The sequence below is a fragment of the Terrimonas alba genome (assembly GCF_042434975.1).
GTDB lineage: Bacteria > Bacteroidota > Bacteroidia > Chitinophagales > Chitinophagaceae > Terrimonas_B > Terrimonas_B alba.
The window spans coordinates 233011-249711 of record NZ_JBHMQM010000003.1 but is presented as its reverse complement, the minus strand read 5'-3'; the positions used below and the strand labels follow the sequence as shown (position 1 = coordinate 249711).

General features: G+C 41.6%; 13 protein-coding genes. 8 read left to right on the top strand and 5 right to left on the bottom strand.

The genetic code is table 11. The annotated features are described in order from the left end of the window. The first annotated feature begins 620 nt into the window (after nucleotides 1-620). Complete coding sequence (locus ACFEL9_RS10025) at nucleotides 621-3728, top strand: zinc-dependent metalloprotease (protein ID WP_385889116.1); 3108 nt, start codon at nucleotides 621-623, stop codon at nucleotides 3726-3728. 131 nt (nucleotides 3729-3859) lie between these two features. Next, complete coding sequence (locus tag ACFEL9_RS10020; RefSeq protein ID WP_385889114.1) at nucleotides 3860-5485, top strand: ABC-F family ATP-binding cassette domain-containing protein; 1626 nt, start codon at nucleotides 3860-3862, stop codon at nucleotides 5483-5485. 125 nt (nucleotides 5486-5610) lie between these two features. Here the strand turns inward: ACFEL9_RS10020 and ACFEL9_RS10015 are convergent, their stop codons facing one another. The 4 genes from ACFEL9_RS10015 to ACFEL9_RS10000 form a co-directional block, all read right to left on the bottom strand. Continuing rightward, the gene (locus ACFEL9_RS10015) at nucleotides 5611-6162 is read right to left on the bottom strand and encodes a hypothetical protein (RefSeq protein WP_385889113.1); all 552 of its coding nucleotides are present in this window, start codon (nucleotides 6160-6162) and stop codon (nucleotides 5611-5613) included. Between the two features lie 155 nt (nucleotides 6163-6317). Then, a complete protein-coding gene (locus tag ACFEL9_RS10010; protein WP_385889112.1) occupies nucleotides 6318-6947 on the bottom strand; it encodes a hypothetical protein in 630 nt (209 codons plus the stop codon). Between the two features lie 204 nt (nucleotides 6948-7151). Further along, nucleotides 7152-8477, bottom strand: coding sequence for an OmpA family protein (locus tag ACFEL9_RS10005; protein ID WP_385889109.1), 1326 nt, complete (start codon nucleotides 8475-8477; stop codon nucleotides 7152-7154). Between the two features lie 266 nt (nucleotides 8478-8743). Beyond that, on the bottom strand, nucleotides 8744-8935 hold the full coding sequence (locus tag ACFEL9_RS10000; protein WP_385889106.1) for a hypothetical protein: 192 nt from the start codon (nucleotides 8933-8935) through the stop codon (nucleotides 8744-8746). Here ACFEL9_RS10000 and ACFEL9_RS09995 point away from each other — a divergent pair. Both ACFEL9_RS09995 and ACFEL9_RS09990 read left to right on the top strand, forming a co-directional pair. Beyond that, nucleotides 8934-10019, top strand: a complete 1086-nt coding sequence (locus ACFEL9_RS09995) for an aromatic ring-hydroxylating oxygenase subunit alpha (protein ID WP_385889103.1) — start codon at nucleotides 8934-8936, stop codon at nucleotides 10017-10019. The genes ACFEL9_RS10000 and ACFEL9_RS09995 overlap by 2 nt on opposite strands. A 118-nt stretch (nucleotides 10020-10137) precedes the next feature. Beyond that, entirely contained in the window at nucleotides 10138-11565 is a 1428-nt protein-coding gene (locus tag ACFEL9_RS09990) for an APC family permease (RefSeq protein ID WP_385889101.1), read from the top strand. A gap of 300 nt (nucleotides 11566-11865) precedes the next feature. On the opposite strand, the gene ACFEL9_RS09985 is transcribed toward ACFEL9_RS09990, so the two are convergent. Beyond that, nucleotides 11866-13311 carry an aminotransferase-like domain-containing protein gene (locus tag ACFEL9_RS09985; protein WP_385889098.1) on the bottom strand — a complete coding sequence of 482 codons (1446 nt, stop codon included), beginning with the start codon at nucleotides 13309-13311 and terminating at the stop codon, nucleotides 11866-11868. A gap of 284 nt (nucleotides 13312-13595) precedes the next feature. On the opposite strand from ACFEL9_RS09985, the gene ACFEL9_RS09980 reads away from it, so the two are divergent. The 4 genes from ACFEL9_RS09980 to ACFEL9_RS09965 are packed head-to-tail and all read left to right on the top strand — an operon-like array spanning nucleotide 13596 to nucleotide 16676. Then, nucleotides 13596-14492, top strand: coding sequence for a DMT family transporter (locus ACFEL9_RS09980; protein ID WP_385889095.1), 897 nt, complete (start codon nucleotides 13596-13598; stop codon nucleotides 14490-14492). Beyond that, nucleotides 14489-14998: a GNAT family N-acetyltransferase gene (locus ACFEL9_RS09975; RefSeq protein WP_385889092.1), complete on the top strand. Its 510-nt coding sequence runs from the start codon at nucleotides 14489-14491 to the stop codon at nucleotides 14996-14998. Before ACFEL9_RS09980 ends, ACFEL9_RS09975 begins: the two co-directional genes overlap by 4 nt. Before the next feature lie 54 nt (nucleotides 14999-15052). Beyond that, complete coding sequence (locus ACFEL9_RS09970) at nucleotides 15053-15595, top strand: GNAT family N-acetyltransferase (RefSeq protein WP_385889089.1); 543 nt, start codon at nucleotides 15053-15055, stop codon at nucleotides 15593-15595. A 16-nt stretch (nucleotides 15596-15611) separates the two neighbouring features. Further along, on the top strand, nucleotides 15612-16676 hold the full coding sequence (locus ACFEL9_RS09965; RefSeq protein WP_385889087.1) for a branched-chain amino acid aminotransferase: 1065 nt from the start codon (nucleotides 15612-15614) through the stop codon (nucleotides 16674-16676). Nucleotides 16677-16701: the final 25 nt, after the last annotated feature.

Genomic DNA, 16701 nt, shown 5'->3' with positions numbered 1-16701 from the left:
TAGTCGGAAGTACGAAGTCAGAAGACAGACGTACGAAATCCTGACAAACATAATAGTCCCGTCTCTGCAAAGGGACGGGATATTTATTCCAATCATTCATTAACCTTTTAAACGTTGTTGTATGAAAAAAGTTATTGAATCATTGCGCTTAAATGAACTGATGTTTATCGTGAAAAAATGGATGAGGAGAAACAGAAATGACGATGATGGGTTCGATCATCCATTTGCAATTTTTTAGAGTGTTGTCCCGCTTCTGTTAGAGGCGGGATCTTTTTATGTGCAGGAACACGGATTTGACTATTAGAATATGGCCCCAGATTCCACTTTAAAAATATTTACGTTTACCCGGACAGTGCTGGGAAAATGCGGTTGACGCTGGAGCCGATCTGGCAACTAGTCTCAACAGCTGGTTTGGAAAAATCAGTCTAAATCCATCAATCTGAATTATCCGTGTTTACTACTAAAAAGTTAATCGTTTCCCATTTTATCAATATAACTTCTTCATACATCGATACAATTTGCCTGAACGTCGGTAAAGGTGCAAAAAGCCCTTGTTTTTGTTTTGAGAACCATGGAAGAGCAACAAATTATTGATATTTTTAGTCAATCAAAGAACCTAAATGAAACTCATGCTTATTTCGTGCCGGGTTGGTTTACTGTTGCTGCTGACCACTATCTTTTCACTTTCATTGTTTGCTCAAAATAACTTCTTTGCGGAAGCCAGGGAAACGGGGATAACAGCAGACATTGGTAAGCGGGTTATTATTCCCGAAAAATATAAAACAGTTGTACTTGACAACCTTGGTCTTGAAAAATTTTTAAATTCAGTTTCATCTATAAACGGCCTGGCCAACAGGTCACAGGCCCCGGTGCTTGAATTGCCAATGCCCTATGGCGGAACCGCGAAATTTTCGGTTTGGGAAAGCGCCGTAATGGAACCAGGGCTGGCAACTAAGTTTCCTTCTATAAAAACATATACCGGACAGGGGATTGACGATCCTTCCGCTATTATTAAAATTGATTATACAGAAGCCGGTTTTCATGCCATGGTATTATCCGACATCACCGGCCCTGTTTTTATCGATCCTTATCGCCAGCAGGATTCAAAAAACTATATCGTTTATTACAAACATGATTTTAGCCGCAAAGAGCCATTCAAAGAAATAGGTTTGCTGCCGGCTGACGAAAAAGATAAAGTTAATCTCAACCGGCCGATGGGGGGGCCTTGTATTGGCCCGCAACTTAAGAACTATCGGCTCGCTGTGGCTTGTACAGGAGAATATGCCGTAGCGGCAACCGGTTTTACCAACCCTACGGTTGCGCAAACCTTATCAGCTATTGTCACCTCCATCAACCGTGTGGACGGGGTGTATGAACGGGAATTAGGCATCAGTCTAAACCTGGTAGCTAATAATAATTTGATCGTCTTTACCAATGCAACCACTGACCCTTTTACCGCCAATGATGATGGCAATGCCTTGCTCGACGAAAGTCAAACGGTGATAACGGACAAAATCGGCACGGCAAATTTTGATATTGGCCACACGTTTAGCACAGGTGCAGGAGGGATAGCCCAGCTTTCATCGGTTTGCGGCGGTTCAAAAGCGAGAGGTGTAACAGGTTTGACGGAACCTTTTGGTGATCCTTATGATATCGATTATGTAGCGCATGAAATGGGTCACCAGTTTGGGGCTTATCACACCTTTAATGCAACAACAAGTTCCTGTAGTGGCAACCGCAGCGCTGAAACAGCCGTGGAACCAGGCAGTGGCATTACAATTATGAGTTATGCAGGTATTTGTGGCACCACAAACAATCTTGCTGTAAACAGCATCCCATACTTTCATGCCGTTAGCATGGATGAGATCAATACCTACACGACTAATGAAAATGGGGCTACCTGTGCTACACTTATTGAAACAGGGAATATGGCTCCAGTCGTTAATGCCGGCAATGATTTTATTATACCCAAATCAACATTTTTTAGTCTTACCGGTACTGCCAGTGATGCCAACAATGATGCGCTGACGTATTCGTGGGAACAAATGGATACGGGTCCGGCCGGTAATTGGAATAGCCCGACCGGTGATGCTCCCTTGTTTCGTTCGTTTGCTCCTGTATCTATAGGCACCCGTTATTTTCCTCGATTGCCTGATCAGATCAGGAATGTTACAACCACGGGAGAGATACTGCCTTCTTACAGCCGTACTATGAATTTCAGGCTGACCGCCCGTGATAACCGTGCTGGCGGCGGAGGAGTTTGCTATGATGAGTCAGCTATTACTGTGGATGGAGACAGTGGACCTTTCGTGCTAACAGCGCCGAATGCTGCAGGTATTTCGTGGGAAGCAGGTACCGTGCAAACTGTAACCTGGGATGTAGCAAACACCAACAATGCCCCGGTGAATTGTGCTAATGTAAGTATTCTGCTTTCATTAGATAGCGGCTACACATTTCCTGTTACTGTTTTGGCAAGTACACCCAATGATGGAAGCCAGCAAATAATAGTGCCGGATAATGTTACAACTAAGGCAAGAATAAAGGTGATCGGCGTTGGAAATATTTTTTATGATATCTCCAATAACAATTTTACAATTACATCAACGAAAGCCGGGTTTAATTTCGTTATACCGGCATCAAGACAGGTGAATTGCGCCGATCCGGCGGCTACCACTGCGTCAATAACTTTGTCAACAGAATCGGTTTTTGGCTACGCAGTGCCGATCGATCTCACGGCCACAGGTGTTCCGGCCGGCACTACGGTGAGCTTTAGTCAAACGACAATTAACCCGGGTGAAAGCACCGTTGTTACCCTGAATAATGTGAATGCATTACCAAATGGCACCCACACCGTTACCGTGGTAGGAACGTCCGGGTCAATTATTCGTGAACAATCCCTGACATTTATTATACAGGCTGGTGTAGGTCCGGTCATTTCCTTACAACCGGCTAATGTGAGTATTTGCGAAGGTTCTGCAGCCAGTTTTAGTGTTGCATCTGCTTCTGATGTGAAATCATACCAATGGCAGGTCAGTACGAATGGAGGAACGAGTTTTGCGAATGTGACAGGGGCTACTTCGCCTGCATTTACTCTTAGCAATGTAGGTGCGGCGCAGGATGATAACCGTTATCGGGCGTTAGTGACCGGCCAGTGTAACGTAACTACATCTGCTATCGTTGTCCTCACAGTGCACAACGAGCCTTCGGTTACTTTGACAGCAGATCCTTACACGAGTTTGTTGCCTGGCCAGAGTACAACATTGACGGCCACTCCATCCGCATCTACCGGTGGAGTTGTAACAACTACCTGGCTGATAGATCAAACACCTATCAGTGTAACAGGAAATGAATTGGTTGCTGATGTTACAGGCTTGGGAAATTACCAGGTGCAAATTGCAGAAGCATGGGCCGATGGTAATACCTGCACGAATGAGTCAGAAATAGTCACTATTACAGCTACAGCAAGTCCCAGGTTATTTATTTATCCTAGTCCTAATAACGGGCAATTTTCGGTTTCCTATTACAATGCAACCGGCGGGTCAACCAAACAAAGTGTCACCATCTATGATGCGAAAGGGGCCAGGGTATACAGCAAAGAATTCAGTTTTTCGGGGCCATATCAACTGCATGATATTGACCTAAGAGGCAAAGCCAAAGGCATTTATTTCGTGGTGATAGGCGATGCAAATGGGAAGAAGATAATTGATGGTAAAGTGCTGGTGAATTAATTATTTCCGGCTGCCAGTTGCCGGTTACAGGTAACCGGTAACTGGCAATATGTTTATATTTTACCATTATTTCGACTGTCTGCCCCCTCAACTTTCCTTACCTTTGCGCCTCCAAAAATCAGTGGTAAAATATGATAAGCGTAAAAGACCTGAAGCTGGCCTACGGCAAAAGAGTGTTGTTTGAGGAGGTAAATCTCAATTTCACAAAAGGGAATTGCTATGGTGTAATTGGTGCCAATGGTGCCGGCAAAAGTACTTTTCTAAAAATATTAAGCGGCGAAATAGAGCCAAACAAGGGAACCGTTAGTATTACACCCGGCGAACGGATGGCGATTTTAAAGCAAAACCAATTTGAGTTTGATGAGCATACGGTGTTGGATACGGTGATGATGGGGCATACTAAACTCTGGAAAGTAGCTAAGGAGAGAGAAAGCATTTATGCACTCGCGGACTTTACCGAAGAAGATGGAATGAAGGCAGCGGAGCTGGAAGGTGAGTTTGGTGAAATGGGCGGTTATACTGCCGAAAGTGATGCAGCGATGTTGCTGGGAGAATTGGGTGTTAATGAAGAATATCACAGCGCCCTGATGAAAGACATTCCTTCCACCCTGAAAGTGCGGGTATTATTAGCCCAGGCTTTATTTGGCAATCCCGATATTTTATTGTTGGATGAGCCTACCAACGGTCTCGATATTGAAACGATCAGCTGGCTCGAGAATTTTTTAGCCGACTATGAAAACATTGTATTGGTAGTGAGCCACGACCGTCACTTCCTGGATGCTGTGTGTACTCACGTAGCGGATGTTGACCGGCAGAAAATAAAAATCTTCACCGGTAACTATACATTCTGGTATGAGTCATCACAACTGATGGCACGCCAGATCAATGATAAGAATAAAAAGGTTGAAGAAAAACGCCAGGCCCTCATCGATTTTATTGCCCGCTTCAGTGCCAATGCATCTAAAAGCAAACAAGCTACCAGCCGGAAGAAAGCCCTTGAAAAATTATCGATTGAAGAAATCGAGCCAAGCTATAGAAAATATCCCGGTATTATTTTCCAGCAATTGAGAGAAGTAGGCAACCAGATCTTGAATACGGAGAAGCTCACTAAATCGGTTGATGGCCGTGTTCTTTTTAAAGATGTAACTTTTAATGTAAACAAAGGAGATAAAATCGCCTTGCTGAGTCGTGATCCGCTGGCTGTTACCAATTTCTTTGATATCATCACCGGTGAAACAACTGCCGATAGCGGTTCTTATGCATGGGGCAGCACGGTGACACATGCTTACCTGCCACAGGAAAACAGCGAATTCTTTAAAGGCGAGCTCAACCTGATGGACTGGCTTCGTCAATATGTTCCTGATCATGTGAAAGATGTGGACGAACCGTTTTTGCGCGGATTTCTTGGCAAAATGTTATTTAGTGGCGATGATGTGCTGAAGAAAACAAATGTATTAAGTGGGGGTGAAAAAGTCCGTTGTATGCTTAGCCGGATGATGCTTCAAAGTCCTAATGTGATTTTATTGGATCAACCAACCAACCACCTCGACCTGGAAAGTATTCAAAGCTTCAACGAACAATGTACCGACTACAAAGGAATTGTGTTGTTGACCAGCCATGACCATACATTTATGCAAACTGTTGCCAACCGTGTTATTGAAATAACGCCCAAAGGAATTATCGATCGCTTAATGACCTTTGATGAATACCTGGCAGATGAAAGAGTAAAGACGCTGAAGGAAGAGATGTATAAATAGGTGAGTGGTGGGTGGCCTGAGTGAAAAGTGAAAAGGTAAAAGTGAAATTTTTTTAAATCCTGCTTCGGTGAAGCGGGATTTTTTATAAAGTTATACTCTGTCAAGCGAATCCACGTTAGTCGCATTTATGTCAGTAATGCTTCTTCGTTCTTATCAAGAATTTTAAATGTCAAAATTTCGGTAGGTAAAGTCACAGTCAATTCTGATAGCTTGTCAATTAAGTGACGACTTTTAGATTGCCTGAAATCTTTGACTTCAGAAATTATTATTTGAACTGTTCTACGTTTTAATAATTCGGTTACATATTCAATTGTCACAACTCCTGATTCCCTTATAAGATTTGAAAAATATTTCCTGTCCGAAAATGGGATACGTAAAAAAGTTCCGGCGACAAATAATACTCCTATTTCGGCAATTTCCCGATTAAAAGTCGAACACACTAACCATATAAAAATTCCACTTAGTAAAGGATGTCCAAACGTCAGGATTAGAACTTTTAGTTTGATTGAGGTTTTCAAATTCTCAACTAAAGCAAATAGAAGTGTTCCAAGAATTGGATAAACAACCAATGTTATCAAAAAAGCATAAAGAACATTCATATTTCCTGCAGTTTTACGTTTTGTAGGATTAATTGCGGCTAACGTCGTTAAAGCATTTGTGAAGGCATGGAATTTCATGTTCCGTCAGTCTGGTACAAATACTTAATTAAAAAACTGAAGTTGAAGATAATTACAATTGTTGAATGGCGTAATGTCGGCTTAAACAAAAGATGATAAGAAGTTACTGATGCACAAGTGCTGCCGGTCAAGCCATGCTTTTACAACTGCACTTGTTAGGCGCTTTCAAGTATTTCAAATGATTCTGCTGCTACATAAGGTTGTCCGTAATTGTAATTTTCCGGAAAGTCAACGCTACCAAAAAACAATGCTGATAATTGTTGGTTTTGCTGAGTTTCATTAACTGTGTACTTCACATTGTATCGCTCCAATATTTTGATATAATGTTGCCACAATGGTGTTGGTGAAGCAAGTTGATTTTCGGTTTCTGTCTCTAAAATTTCAGGAAGAAAACCAAAGACCTTATGAAAGTCTACCCAATTACCACAGCCTTTACTGTGAACTAGAAAAAGTTCACCCATTAATGAAGGAATGTCTTTGCATGAACCATGAATAGAAAAGAATGTTTCAGCTCCGTAATTCCAAAGTACAGGATGGTCAGACAAAACTTTTATTTGGTAAAACGGTCTTAAGTAACCAGCATGTAAATGATGGTCAAAAAAGCCATGACAAGCAATCTTCCAACTTTTTTTGTTTCCTGAAAACTGTTCGTCAAATTGGTCATAAAAGGCTTCTAAGGAAATAATCATTTTGCCAGTTCGTGGTACTAATCTGATGCCGGTCACGTAAAAAGCCCAGTCGTTAAGGAAGTCTTCTGAATTAGTAAGTTGTATTAGTTGTTCCACTTGTGAGGTGTCGTTTGATTTCGCCTAACACGTAAATTTATGTTACATGCTGTACGATTAAAAATAGCAAATAATAATCAGCAAAATAATATTATACAATTTGTGTGGTTATAGCGCCAATAAATTGGCCGGCAGTAACCGATCAATTAAACAAAAAGGTTGCCCGTTTTCCAGGCAACCTTGTATCGAAAGTTTAATGGTAAACTATTTTGACGCTACCTTCAGATCAACCCTCCTGTTTTGAGCTTTACATTCAGGTGTATCATTAGCCGCACATACCGGATGGTCGGGTCCATAACCAACGGCTTCTGTAATTTGCTTGGAACCTGCCCCCATATTTACCAATTCTATCATTACCGCCTTTGCTCTTGCATCCGATATCGTTTTATTGACGGCCGCATCGCCAACATTGTCGGTGTACCCGCCAATTTTGATAGAACCGGAAGGAAAATTTTTAAGAATAGTTGCTACGTTCTTCACCTGGGTTTGCGAAGCAGCGGTCAATACCGATTTACCGGTTTCAAAATATACCCGGTCAAAGCTGACCCAATTCTTTGTTTTATCAACGGTATCAACAGTCCAGCCTGGATTGCTCAACATATTGAACAATTTTGCTTCCGTGCTATTATCCCCAACTTTTAGCACAGTTCCATCAGCCAGTTTCAATTCTATTTCGTTTCCTGTATCATAAACATAGTTGCCTGTAATGGTGTCAAGAATACCTCCCGAAGTTTTTGCTATATCCGGATCTGAGACAGGCGGTACCGGTGATAAAGTAGTATGAGCTGTATCATCTGCACCAGTGGAAGTGCCTTCATTCGTGCAACCTTTTTTGCTGAAAATCCAGATCAAAATGGCTACCGCAGCTACCAGGATGAGTGGCCTTAACCAGTTACTGCCGGATGAAGTGGTAGTTTTGAATGTACCTCCGACATGTTCCGTAACAGAAGAAACCACATGGGTAAGTCTGCCGCCAATGTCATCCAGGCTGGGAATACCCAGGGCTCCTGTAAGGTTTAGCCCGGAGGGAATAGCACTTATGATAGCACTTTTTTGGCTTTGTAAAAAAGTATTCAAACCTGATTCACTCAAATTATTTTCCGTCGCATATTGACCAACCGGGGCTAAAGCCGTCGGCATGGCTATACTCAGAACAGTATTGGCGGATGAAGGCTTGATTCCGGCAAAGCCTGCAATCGCATTAATAATATTATTTACTTTATCTCCAAAAAGCGACCGGAGCCATCCCATCACAGTTGCCCTGACGCTGTCGGCAGTTGGAACACTGCTGTCAAATAACCCCGACAGGTTGCTTAGAATACCGCTTCCTGCCGCACTTTTTGCAAGATCCAGGAGTTCACCATCACTCGTTGAAGCAGGTTTGTTCAACAGACCTGCCAATACGGAAGGTATAGCGCCACCAATTGCTTTTTGGATACTGTTTTCGCTTTCGCCAAGTGAGTTAGCGGCTTTAGAGACCAGGTCGGCCGGCAGTAGGCTCCTTGCTGCGTCTACTAAATCAAGTGCCATATTCAATGTTTTTACGTGATGGAATGAAACGGGGAGGGTGGACAGGAGGATAACTTGTTCCCTTAAGTTATGCTATTTGAATGAAACTTTGATCATTTGTCTCAATAACTTTTACTATCGCTACTGCCAGCTAATATTTATTTTTTAACAATATTGTAAGTGAAAAATCTTATTTCTACCTTAGTCTCCGCAAGCAAAAAAACAGTTCTTTTCGCCAATTCTGGGATCCATCTCCTTCCTTTACCTGTTAATCCTACCGGGAAAGACTAGTATCCGGGCCGTAGGTATGTAGCACTGCTTATGATTGCTATATTCGGGTTGAAACCAGAAAACAAATAGTTTGGCTCTTCCTTCACCGGGGGAGCTTTTTTATTATACCAATTTGAAGCCGTCACTTGCCAGTCATCCGGTATTTTCAGCAACACTTTCTTATCTTCCAAATACAATTGACTGCCCATGGATAAATTTTTTGTTGATGCAGATATTTCACAAGCCCATACCATTTCTACTGAAGTGTACAAATCGGCGCAGTTTTTTGAAATGGCAAAAGAAAAAATATTTGCCGCATCCTGGCAGTTGGCAGGTGATACCGATATGGTAAAAACGAATGGCGCCTGCTATCCTTTTACATTGCTGGAAAAATTTATCAGCGAGCCATTGCTGCTCACCCGTGATGAGAAAGGAGAACCGCATTGCCTGTCTAATGTGTGTACTCACCGGGGCAATTTACTCGTGTACGAATCTTGCCGGTTATCTAATCTGCGATGCAGGTACCATGGCCGGCTCTTTCATTTGAACGGTCAGTTTAAATCGATGCCGGAGTTTAAAGAAGTAAAAAATTTTCCTTCACGGGATGACGATCTGACCAGGCTTCCTTTATTTCAATGGGGGAAACTATTATTCACTTCATTGAATCAGCGATATGACCCGATTGTTTTTTTTAAAGATATGATGGAAAGGGTTGCGTGGCTGCCTTTAGACGAGTTTCAGCATCGGCCTGATCTTTCCAAAGATTATTATATCAATGCCAATTGGGCCTTGTATTGTGAAAACTATTTGGAAGGGTTTCATATTCCTTTTGTGCATGCAGGTTTAAATGCCGCTATTGATTTTACTGATTACTCAACCGAATTGTTTTATCCGTTCTCCAGTTTGCAGATCGGCATTAGTAAAACAGGTGAAAGTTGTTTCGACCTGCCTTCATCCTCGCCTGACTATGGGAAAAAAGTAGCTGCTTACTATTTCTGGGTATTTCCCAATATGATGTTCAATTTTTACCCCTGGGGTTTATCTATTAATATCGTGCAACCACTGGCTGTTGATAAAACAAAAGTCTCTTTTCGTATTTATGTATGGAAAGAAGAACTGCGAAGCGCAGGCGCCGGAAGCGAATTGGATAAAGTGGAAATGGAAGATGAAGAAATTGTGCAACAGGTGCAAAAAGGAGTTCAGTCCAGGTTTTATAAGCAGGGAAGATATTCGGTTACGAGAGAAAGAGGAACGCATCATTTTCATGAACTACTGGCTCAATTCCTCCAATGAATAAAGTAAAACTGCTTGAAAATAATTATTTGCCACAGATTACACAGAAAGTTTGATTTGAAAAGCCCTCAAATTTATCTGTGTTAATCCGTGTTTATCTGTGGCTCAAAAAATCAGGATGAATCAACAAAACTCACTGCAAAAAAAGATTGGCTTTTGGTCAGCAACATCTATCGTTGCAGGCAGCATCATTGGTTCGGGTGTATTTATGAAACCAGCCACCATGGCTGCGCAATTGGGTTCTCCTGTTTGGCTCACGCTGGTCTGGATAATCGCAGGCCTGTTTTCTTTATTTGGCGCATTGATCTTTGCAGAACTGGGTGCTATGATGCCGGAAACGGGTGGCATCTACACCTACTTTCGCCGCATGTTCGGTGAGTTCTTTGCTTTTTTATACGGGTGGGCTGCATTTGCTGTTATTAATACAGCAGCAGTGGCAGCTATTTCATTTGTATGTGCACAGTATGCCGATTATTTTTTGCAACTGCCCAGGTTTGATATAGCAACTGAGCAAGCTTTTGTATGGCATATCCCTTTTATCGGCGATCTATATCCTTTACAAAACTTCGGTGTCAAATCATTGGCTGTAGCGATAGTGATCATGCTCTCAGCACTAAACTACCGGAGTGTAAAAGCAGGAAGTTCTTTTCAATTAATTTCTACTATTGTAAAAATGGGTGTGATCGGTGCCTTGATCGCAGGGATACTTTTTTCAGGCAAAGGATCTTTTCAAAATTTCTTCCAGGCAGAAAATCCTAAAGAGGGGATGAGTTTGCTTAGCGGTATTGTTGTAGCTATGACCGGAGCTTTTATGGCTTATGATGGATGGATCAATGTTACGTTTATCGCAGGCGAAATAAAACGGCCGCAAAAAAATATACCGGGAAGCCTGATAGTAGGTGTGTTTGCCTGTATTATTGTTTATGTGTTGGTAAACCAGGCTTATTTATATGTATTGCCGGTTGAAAAATTAGCTGTTTCACCTTTAGTGGCATCCGATGCCATAGCTATAGCATTGGGAAATACAAGCGGAGCCATTGTTGCGGCTATGATCGTGATCTGTACATTAGGCGCTGTCAATGGCAACCTGATGGCCACCTGCCGTATTACGTTTGCTATGGGAAAAGATAAAGTGTTTCTACCCTGGGTGGGGAAGACGCATACACGATACCATACACCCGGCAATGCTGTCTGGCTGCATGCTATATGGACATGTGCCTTTATCCTTTCCGGTTCTTTTGATATGCTGGCTGATATGTTTGTCTTTATTACCTGGATCGCTTATTTATTCGGTGCAATAGGCATTTTTATTTTTCGCAGAAGAATGCCCGATCAGCCAAGGCCGTACAGGATTTGGGGCTACCCGGTGGTGCCTATCCTGTTTATTGCCTTTTCTTCTTTTTATGTAGTGATGACCGTCTGGAATGATGTAACCAATTATTTAAACGACCGGCAGCCTGTTATTAATTCTGTATTGGGATTGGTGATAACGGCAATTGGGATTCCGTTGTATTTTTATTTTAAGAGGAAGAGTGGGGTACATTGAATGTTGGCTAAATTGTCCAAGGATAAGACCTTGAAAAAATCAATGAATAATTTTTATGAAGATTAAAAATATATTGATAGTGTTGTTTGTGATTGTCTGTGTAATCTCAATATTTGGAGTAATTTTTAAAAAAGAGTATAAAGTTGTATTCACAAAAGATGTTGATTCTATAACTTTTAACGATTCAATAATATATGTTCGATACTACAAAGATGACTATGGCCAGGCATAGAAACAAGGGTGAAAAATTTTGATACCTCATTTTGCTTTATGTGGGGCGAACCGCTTAATAAAATCTACCTACATCATTTTCTGAATCAATTTTCCCAGCATCATCAACCCATAATCGGCATCATCATCCCAGGGTTTGCCAAAACTGATACGGATGCAGTTACTATAATTACAACTGGCCGAAAATATCTTTCCCGGCATTATTGATATATGATGCTTCATCGCTTCTGTCCGCAATTTAAAGCCATTTACTTTTTTATTTAATTGCACCCATAATACAAATCCGCCATGTGGCCGGGATACTTTTGTGTCTTCAGGAAAATAGTGAATGATGGCCTGCATATACCGAAGGCATTGGGTGTACAAAGCTTTACGCAAATTTTTTAAATGATATTCATAGCGGCCGTTCTGCAGAAAATGCGCCATAGCTGCCTGCGTAAGGGTAGGAGAGCTGATATTGTGTATTCTTTTTATTTGCTTTACCTGTTCTAAAAATTTTCCGGGAATGGTCCACCCAATACGATAACCCGGCGCCAATGACTTGGTTAATGAAGAGCAATGCATCACCATGCCTTTGGTATCATAATACTTGCAGGTGCGGGGACGGTTTTTCCCAAAATATAATTCACCATAAATATCATCTTCTATCAATGGGATATTATGCTTTGTAATGATCTCGACAAGCTTCTTTTTATTTTCATCGGGCATGCACCCGCCTAATGGGTTATTAAAATTGGGTATCACTACGCAGGCTTTGATCGGGAATTTTTTAATCACTTCCTGCAAACAATCAAGATCAAGCCCGCTAATAAAACAAGACGATATTTCCACTACTTTCAATCCCATGTTTTCAATAGCCTGGAAAATGCCGAAATAATTGGGTGATTCTACAGCTACAGTATCTCCCGGTTTGGTAACAGCCTTTAAACAGATCGTGATGGCTTCAAGACAGCCGGTAGTAACCAATACTTCATCAGGTTTTATTTTTCCACCCCAGTTAAAAGCCAGCTTGGCTATTTGCTTACGCAATTCAAGATTGCCCTGTGTATGTTCATAGCTGATGCAGTGATCCTTACTGTTGCGCAATGCATGCATTACCGATTTATTGATCTTGGCGGCAGGTAATAAGGAAACATCCGGAACAGCCATTGCAAGATTGATCACTTTGTCATTGTGTGAAGCAATATCAGAATAGATCGAAGAGATCATTTCTTTTACACTCACATCATGTGATAAAACATCGGGCTGGATGATCTTTGGCAGATCAGGAAAACGCCGTTGGTTGAAACGAACATAGTATCCTGACTTGGGTCTTGACTCAATCAATCCTTTTCCCTCTAAATGATAATAAGCCTGGAAAGCCGTGCCCATACTGATGCCATACTCTTCGCTGAGTAAACGAACCGAAGGAAGTTTGTCACCGATCTTCAACACATCATCAGTGATCATTTTTTCAAGACCCGTTGCTACCTGCATATACAGGTGGTCATCGGTAGTAAAGTTTGCTTTGCCCATAAAAAAAGTTTGAGGTCTGATGTCAGAGATCGGAAGTCTGATACCAGACAATATCTCAATAGAAAATTTCACTTTTTGTAAACATTCGGACTTCTGATTTCCGGCTTCCGCCCTCGGTTCTAAATCTGATCTAGTCAAAAATACAAAAACTGAATCTGTTTTTTACTAAATAATCGACCAAAATTTGTGCAAGATTTTAAAACGGCCGGTTAAAATCGCAAAAAGCGGGTTGCTGCAGAGAGTTGCAATAAACAATTTTACAGAATTAATAAAAGGAGTTAAAGATGAAAAGGGAACTACATAAAGCATATTTCGCATTGGGATTGGTAAGTTTTTTTTGGGGCACTACCTATATCGCATCAAAGATAGGAGCTGAGAACATGCCCGGTTTATTTGTATCGGGCCTGCGACAGTTCATGTCCGGGCTTATACTGGTTGCTTATTTTTTAATACGCGGGCATCAGTTGCCGGGTTGGGATGTATTGAAGAAAATCTCCGTGCAAAGCATATTCATGCTCTGTCTTGCCAATGGTTTACTGACCTGGTCATTAGAGTATATCAGTGGGGGATTGGCTGCTATCATTGCTGCTTTGGTTCCTTTGTTTATTGCTTTATTCACAGTGTGGCTTTCCAAATGTGCAAAGATCACCCGATGGATGGTGGTTGGGTTAGTGATAGGATTTGTAGGTGTGTTCACCATCTTTTATGATTACCTGGCACAATTGCAAAGCAAAACCTTTGTATTTGGTGTGATACTGGCCCTGCTCTCCACTTTGTCATGGTCTTTTGGCACGGTATATACATCCAGGCAAAAACCACCAATCGATATTTTATTCAATGTGGGTTTGCAAATGCTGGTGGCAGGAATACTGGTGTTGACGGTTTGTGGGATCACCGGTAAGTATATCAGCCTTGCAGATGTGAACCTGGATTCATGGCTGGCGCTGATTTACCTCGTCGTATTCGGTTCGTTGGTAGCTTATTCGGCCTATGTGTTTGTGATAGGCAAGCTGCCACCGACACAAGTTTCAATATATGCCTACATTAATCCTATAGTAGCAGTAGTGATAGGCTGGCTGCTACTGTCAGAAAAAATGAACGCCAATATGATCGTCGGTACACTAATCACTTTAGGCGGCGTTTATTTGGTTAACCGTGAATTCAAAAAAGTAAAACAATGAGTGAAATTAAAATTGTGGATTACCAGCCGGAGCACCAACCGTATTTCGAAGCCTTTAACCGTGTATGGATCGAAGAATTGTTTGAGATGGAACCGGTTGATGAGTGGGTGCTGACAAATCCTGAAGAAGCAATTCTGAACGATGGTGGTGCTATATTGATGGCGGAGTATAACGGGGCAATTGCCGGAACTGTAGGTCTTCGAAAAGTGGATGATAACGTTTACGAGTTTACAAAAATGGCGGTCGATAAAAATTATCGCCGGTTGGGTATCGCGGAAGCTATCAGCTATGCAAGTTTTAAAAAAGCAAAAGAGCTGGGAGCCAAAACTGTAATACTCTATTCGAATACCAAAAATGCCGGTGCTGTAAAGCTATATGAGAAAATAGGTTTTCAGCATGTGGAAGTGGAGCAGGGTGTTTATAAAAGAGCCAATGTGAAGATGGTAATTGATATTGACACGGCTGTTCATCACGCCAGGCAATTTGATGAAATGGTCTCAGCATAAACCAAACCCTCAACCCTCAAACTTTAAACCCTAACCTTAAACTGTTTTAACCTTATGCACATCAACATTATTGAAGCTGACGTCTCTTATGCAGCAGACATTGCCAGCATCGGAAAAAAATCTTTTCGTCAAACGTTCGAACATTTATTTAAAAGCAAAGAAGAATTATTTGAATACCTGGAACACACGTACGACCCGTTGAAGCTCACTAAAAGTCTGCGAAAGGAAAATAATATTTATCTCCTTGCTTTTGCAGATGAGCAACCTGTTGGTTTTGCTAAAATAAAAAAGCATTCACTCAACGACCAGATCGAATCAGGTGCACAAATGGAATTACAAAAGATCTATGTGCTCCCCGAATGGCATGGCTATGGGATAGGAACTTCTCTGTTAAAAGAAGTGAGGGGTATAGCCAGGGAAATTTATCCTGACTATCTCTGGCTGGATACACATGTGAGCAATGAAACTGCTATCCGCCTGTATGAAGCTAACGGGTATAAAAAGATGGGGACTTATTCCTATACCATTGGCACACAAACTTTCGATTATTACCTGATGGGATTGCCTGTGGCTTTTAAAGTAACTACCGCTTGTTAAACTTAAATCAACAAATATGGAATTGCTAACAGAGATCGTTACCCGCACGACAACTCATTCAAAGATCAATGAGGTGGATTTCGATAATCTTGAATTTGGAAAATATGTATCGGACCACATGCTGGTATGTGATTACAACGACGGTCAATGGCAACAGCCAGTGATTGTTCCTTTTTCTAATTTGTCACTGAACCCTGCGACATTAGCGTTACACTACGGACAAACAGTTTTCGAAGGCATGAAGGCTTTTCGCATGACAGACGGGCGAATTAATATTTTCCGGGTCGACAAACACTACGATCGGTTTGGAAGATCATTGGAAAGAATGTGCATGGCGGTTCCGCCAAAAGATATCTTTGTTGAGGGATTAGCTAAATTGCTGGAAATAGATAATGCCTGGGTTCCCTCTCAAAAAGGGGCTTCACTGTATCTGCGTCCCTTTATGTATGCCAGCGAAGCAAAATTTGGAATTAAAATTTCAGATCGATACAGGTTCATTGTTTTTTCAGGCCCGGTTCCGGAGTTATATGCCAAACCAATTCGGGTAAAAGTCGAAACTGACTACAGCAGGGCTGCAAAAGGAGGAACAGGTTTTGTGAAATGTGGTGGTAACTACGGCGGTGCTTTGTATCCTACTCAATTGGCAAAACAGCAAGGTTATGATCAACTTCTATGGACAGATGCCAGCGAAAATAAATTTATCGAAGAATCGGGGATGATGAATGTAATGTTTGTGATCAATAATACTGTGGTCACACCTCCATTGTCTGATTCCATATTGGATGGTGTAACAAGAGATTCTTTATTGACGCTGGCAAAAGATATGGGATATGATGTGGAAGAACGACCAATCAGTGTTGAAGAACTGGAGCAGGCGTTCCGTAACAACTCCATCACTGAAGCATTTGGAGCCGGCACGGCCGCTGTAGTAGCACCCATCCAAACTATTCATATCAATGGGATAGACTTCCAGTTGCCGTCGTATAACAATGAAAGTATTTTAAACAAACTCAAACAAAAATTAGAAAGAATAAGAACGGGGGTTGAAGAAGACATTCATAAATGGAATTATACACTGTGATTTTTTAATCAGCCCATGATCCGGG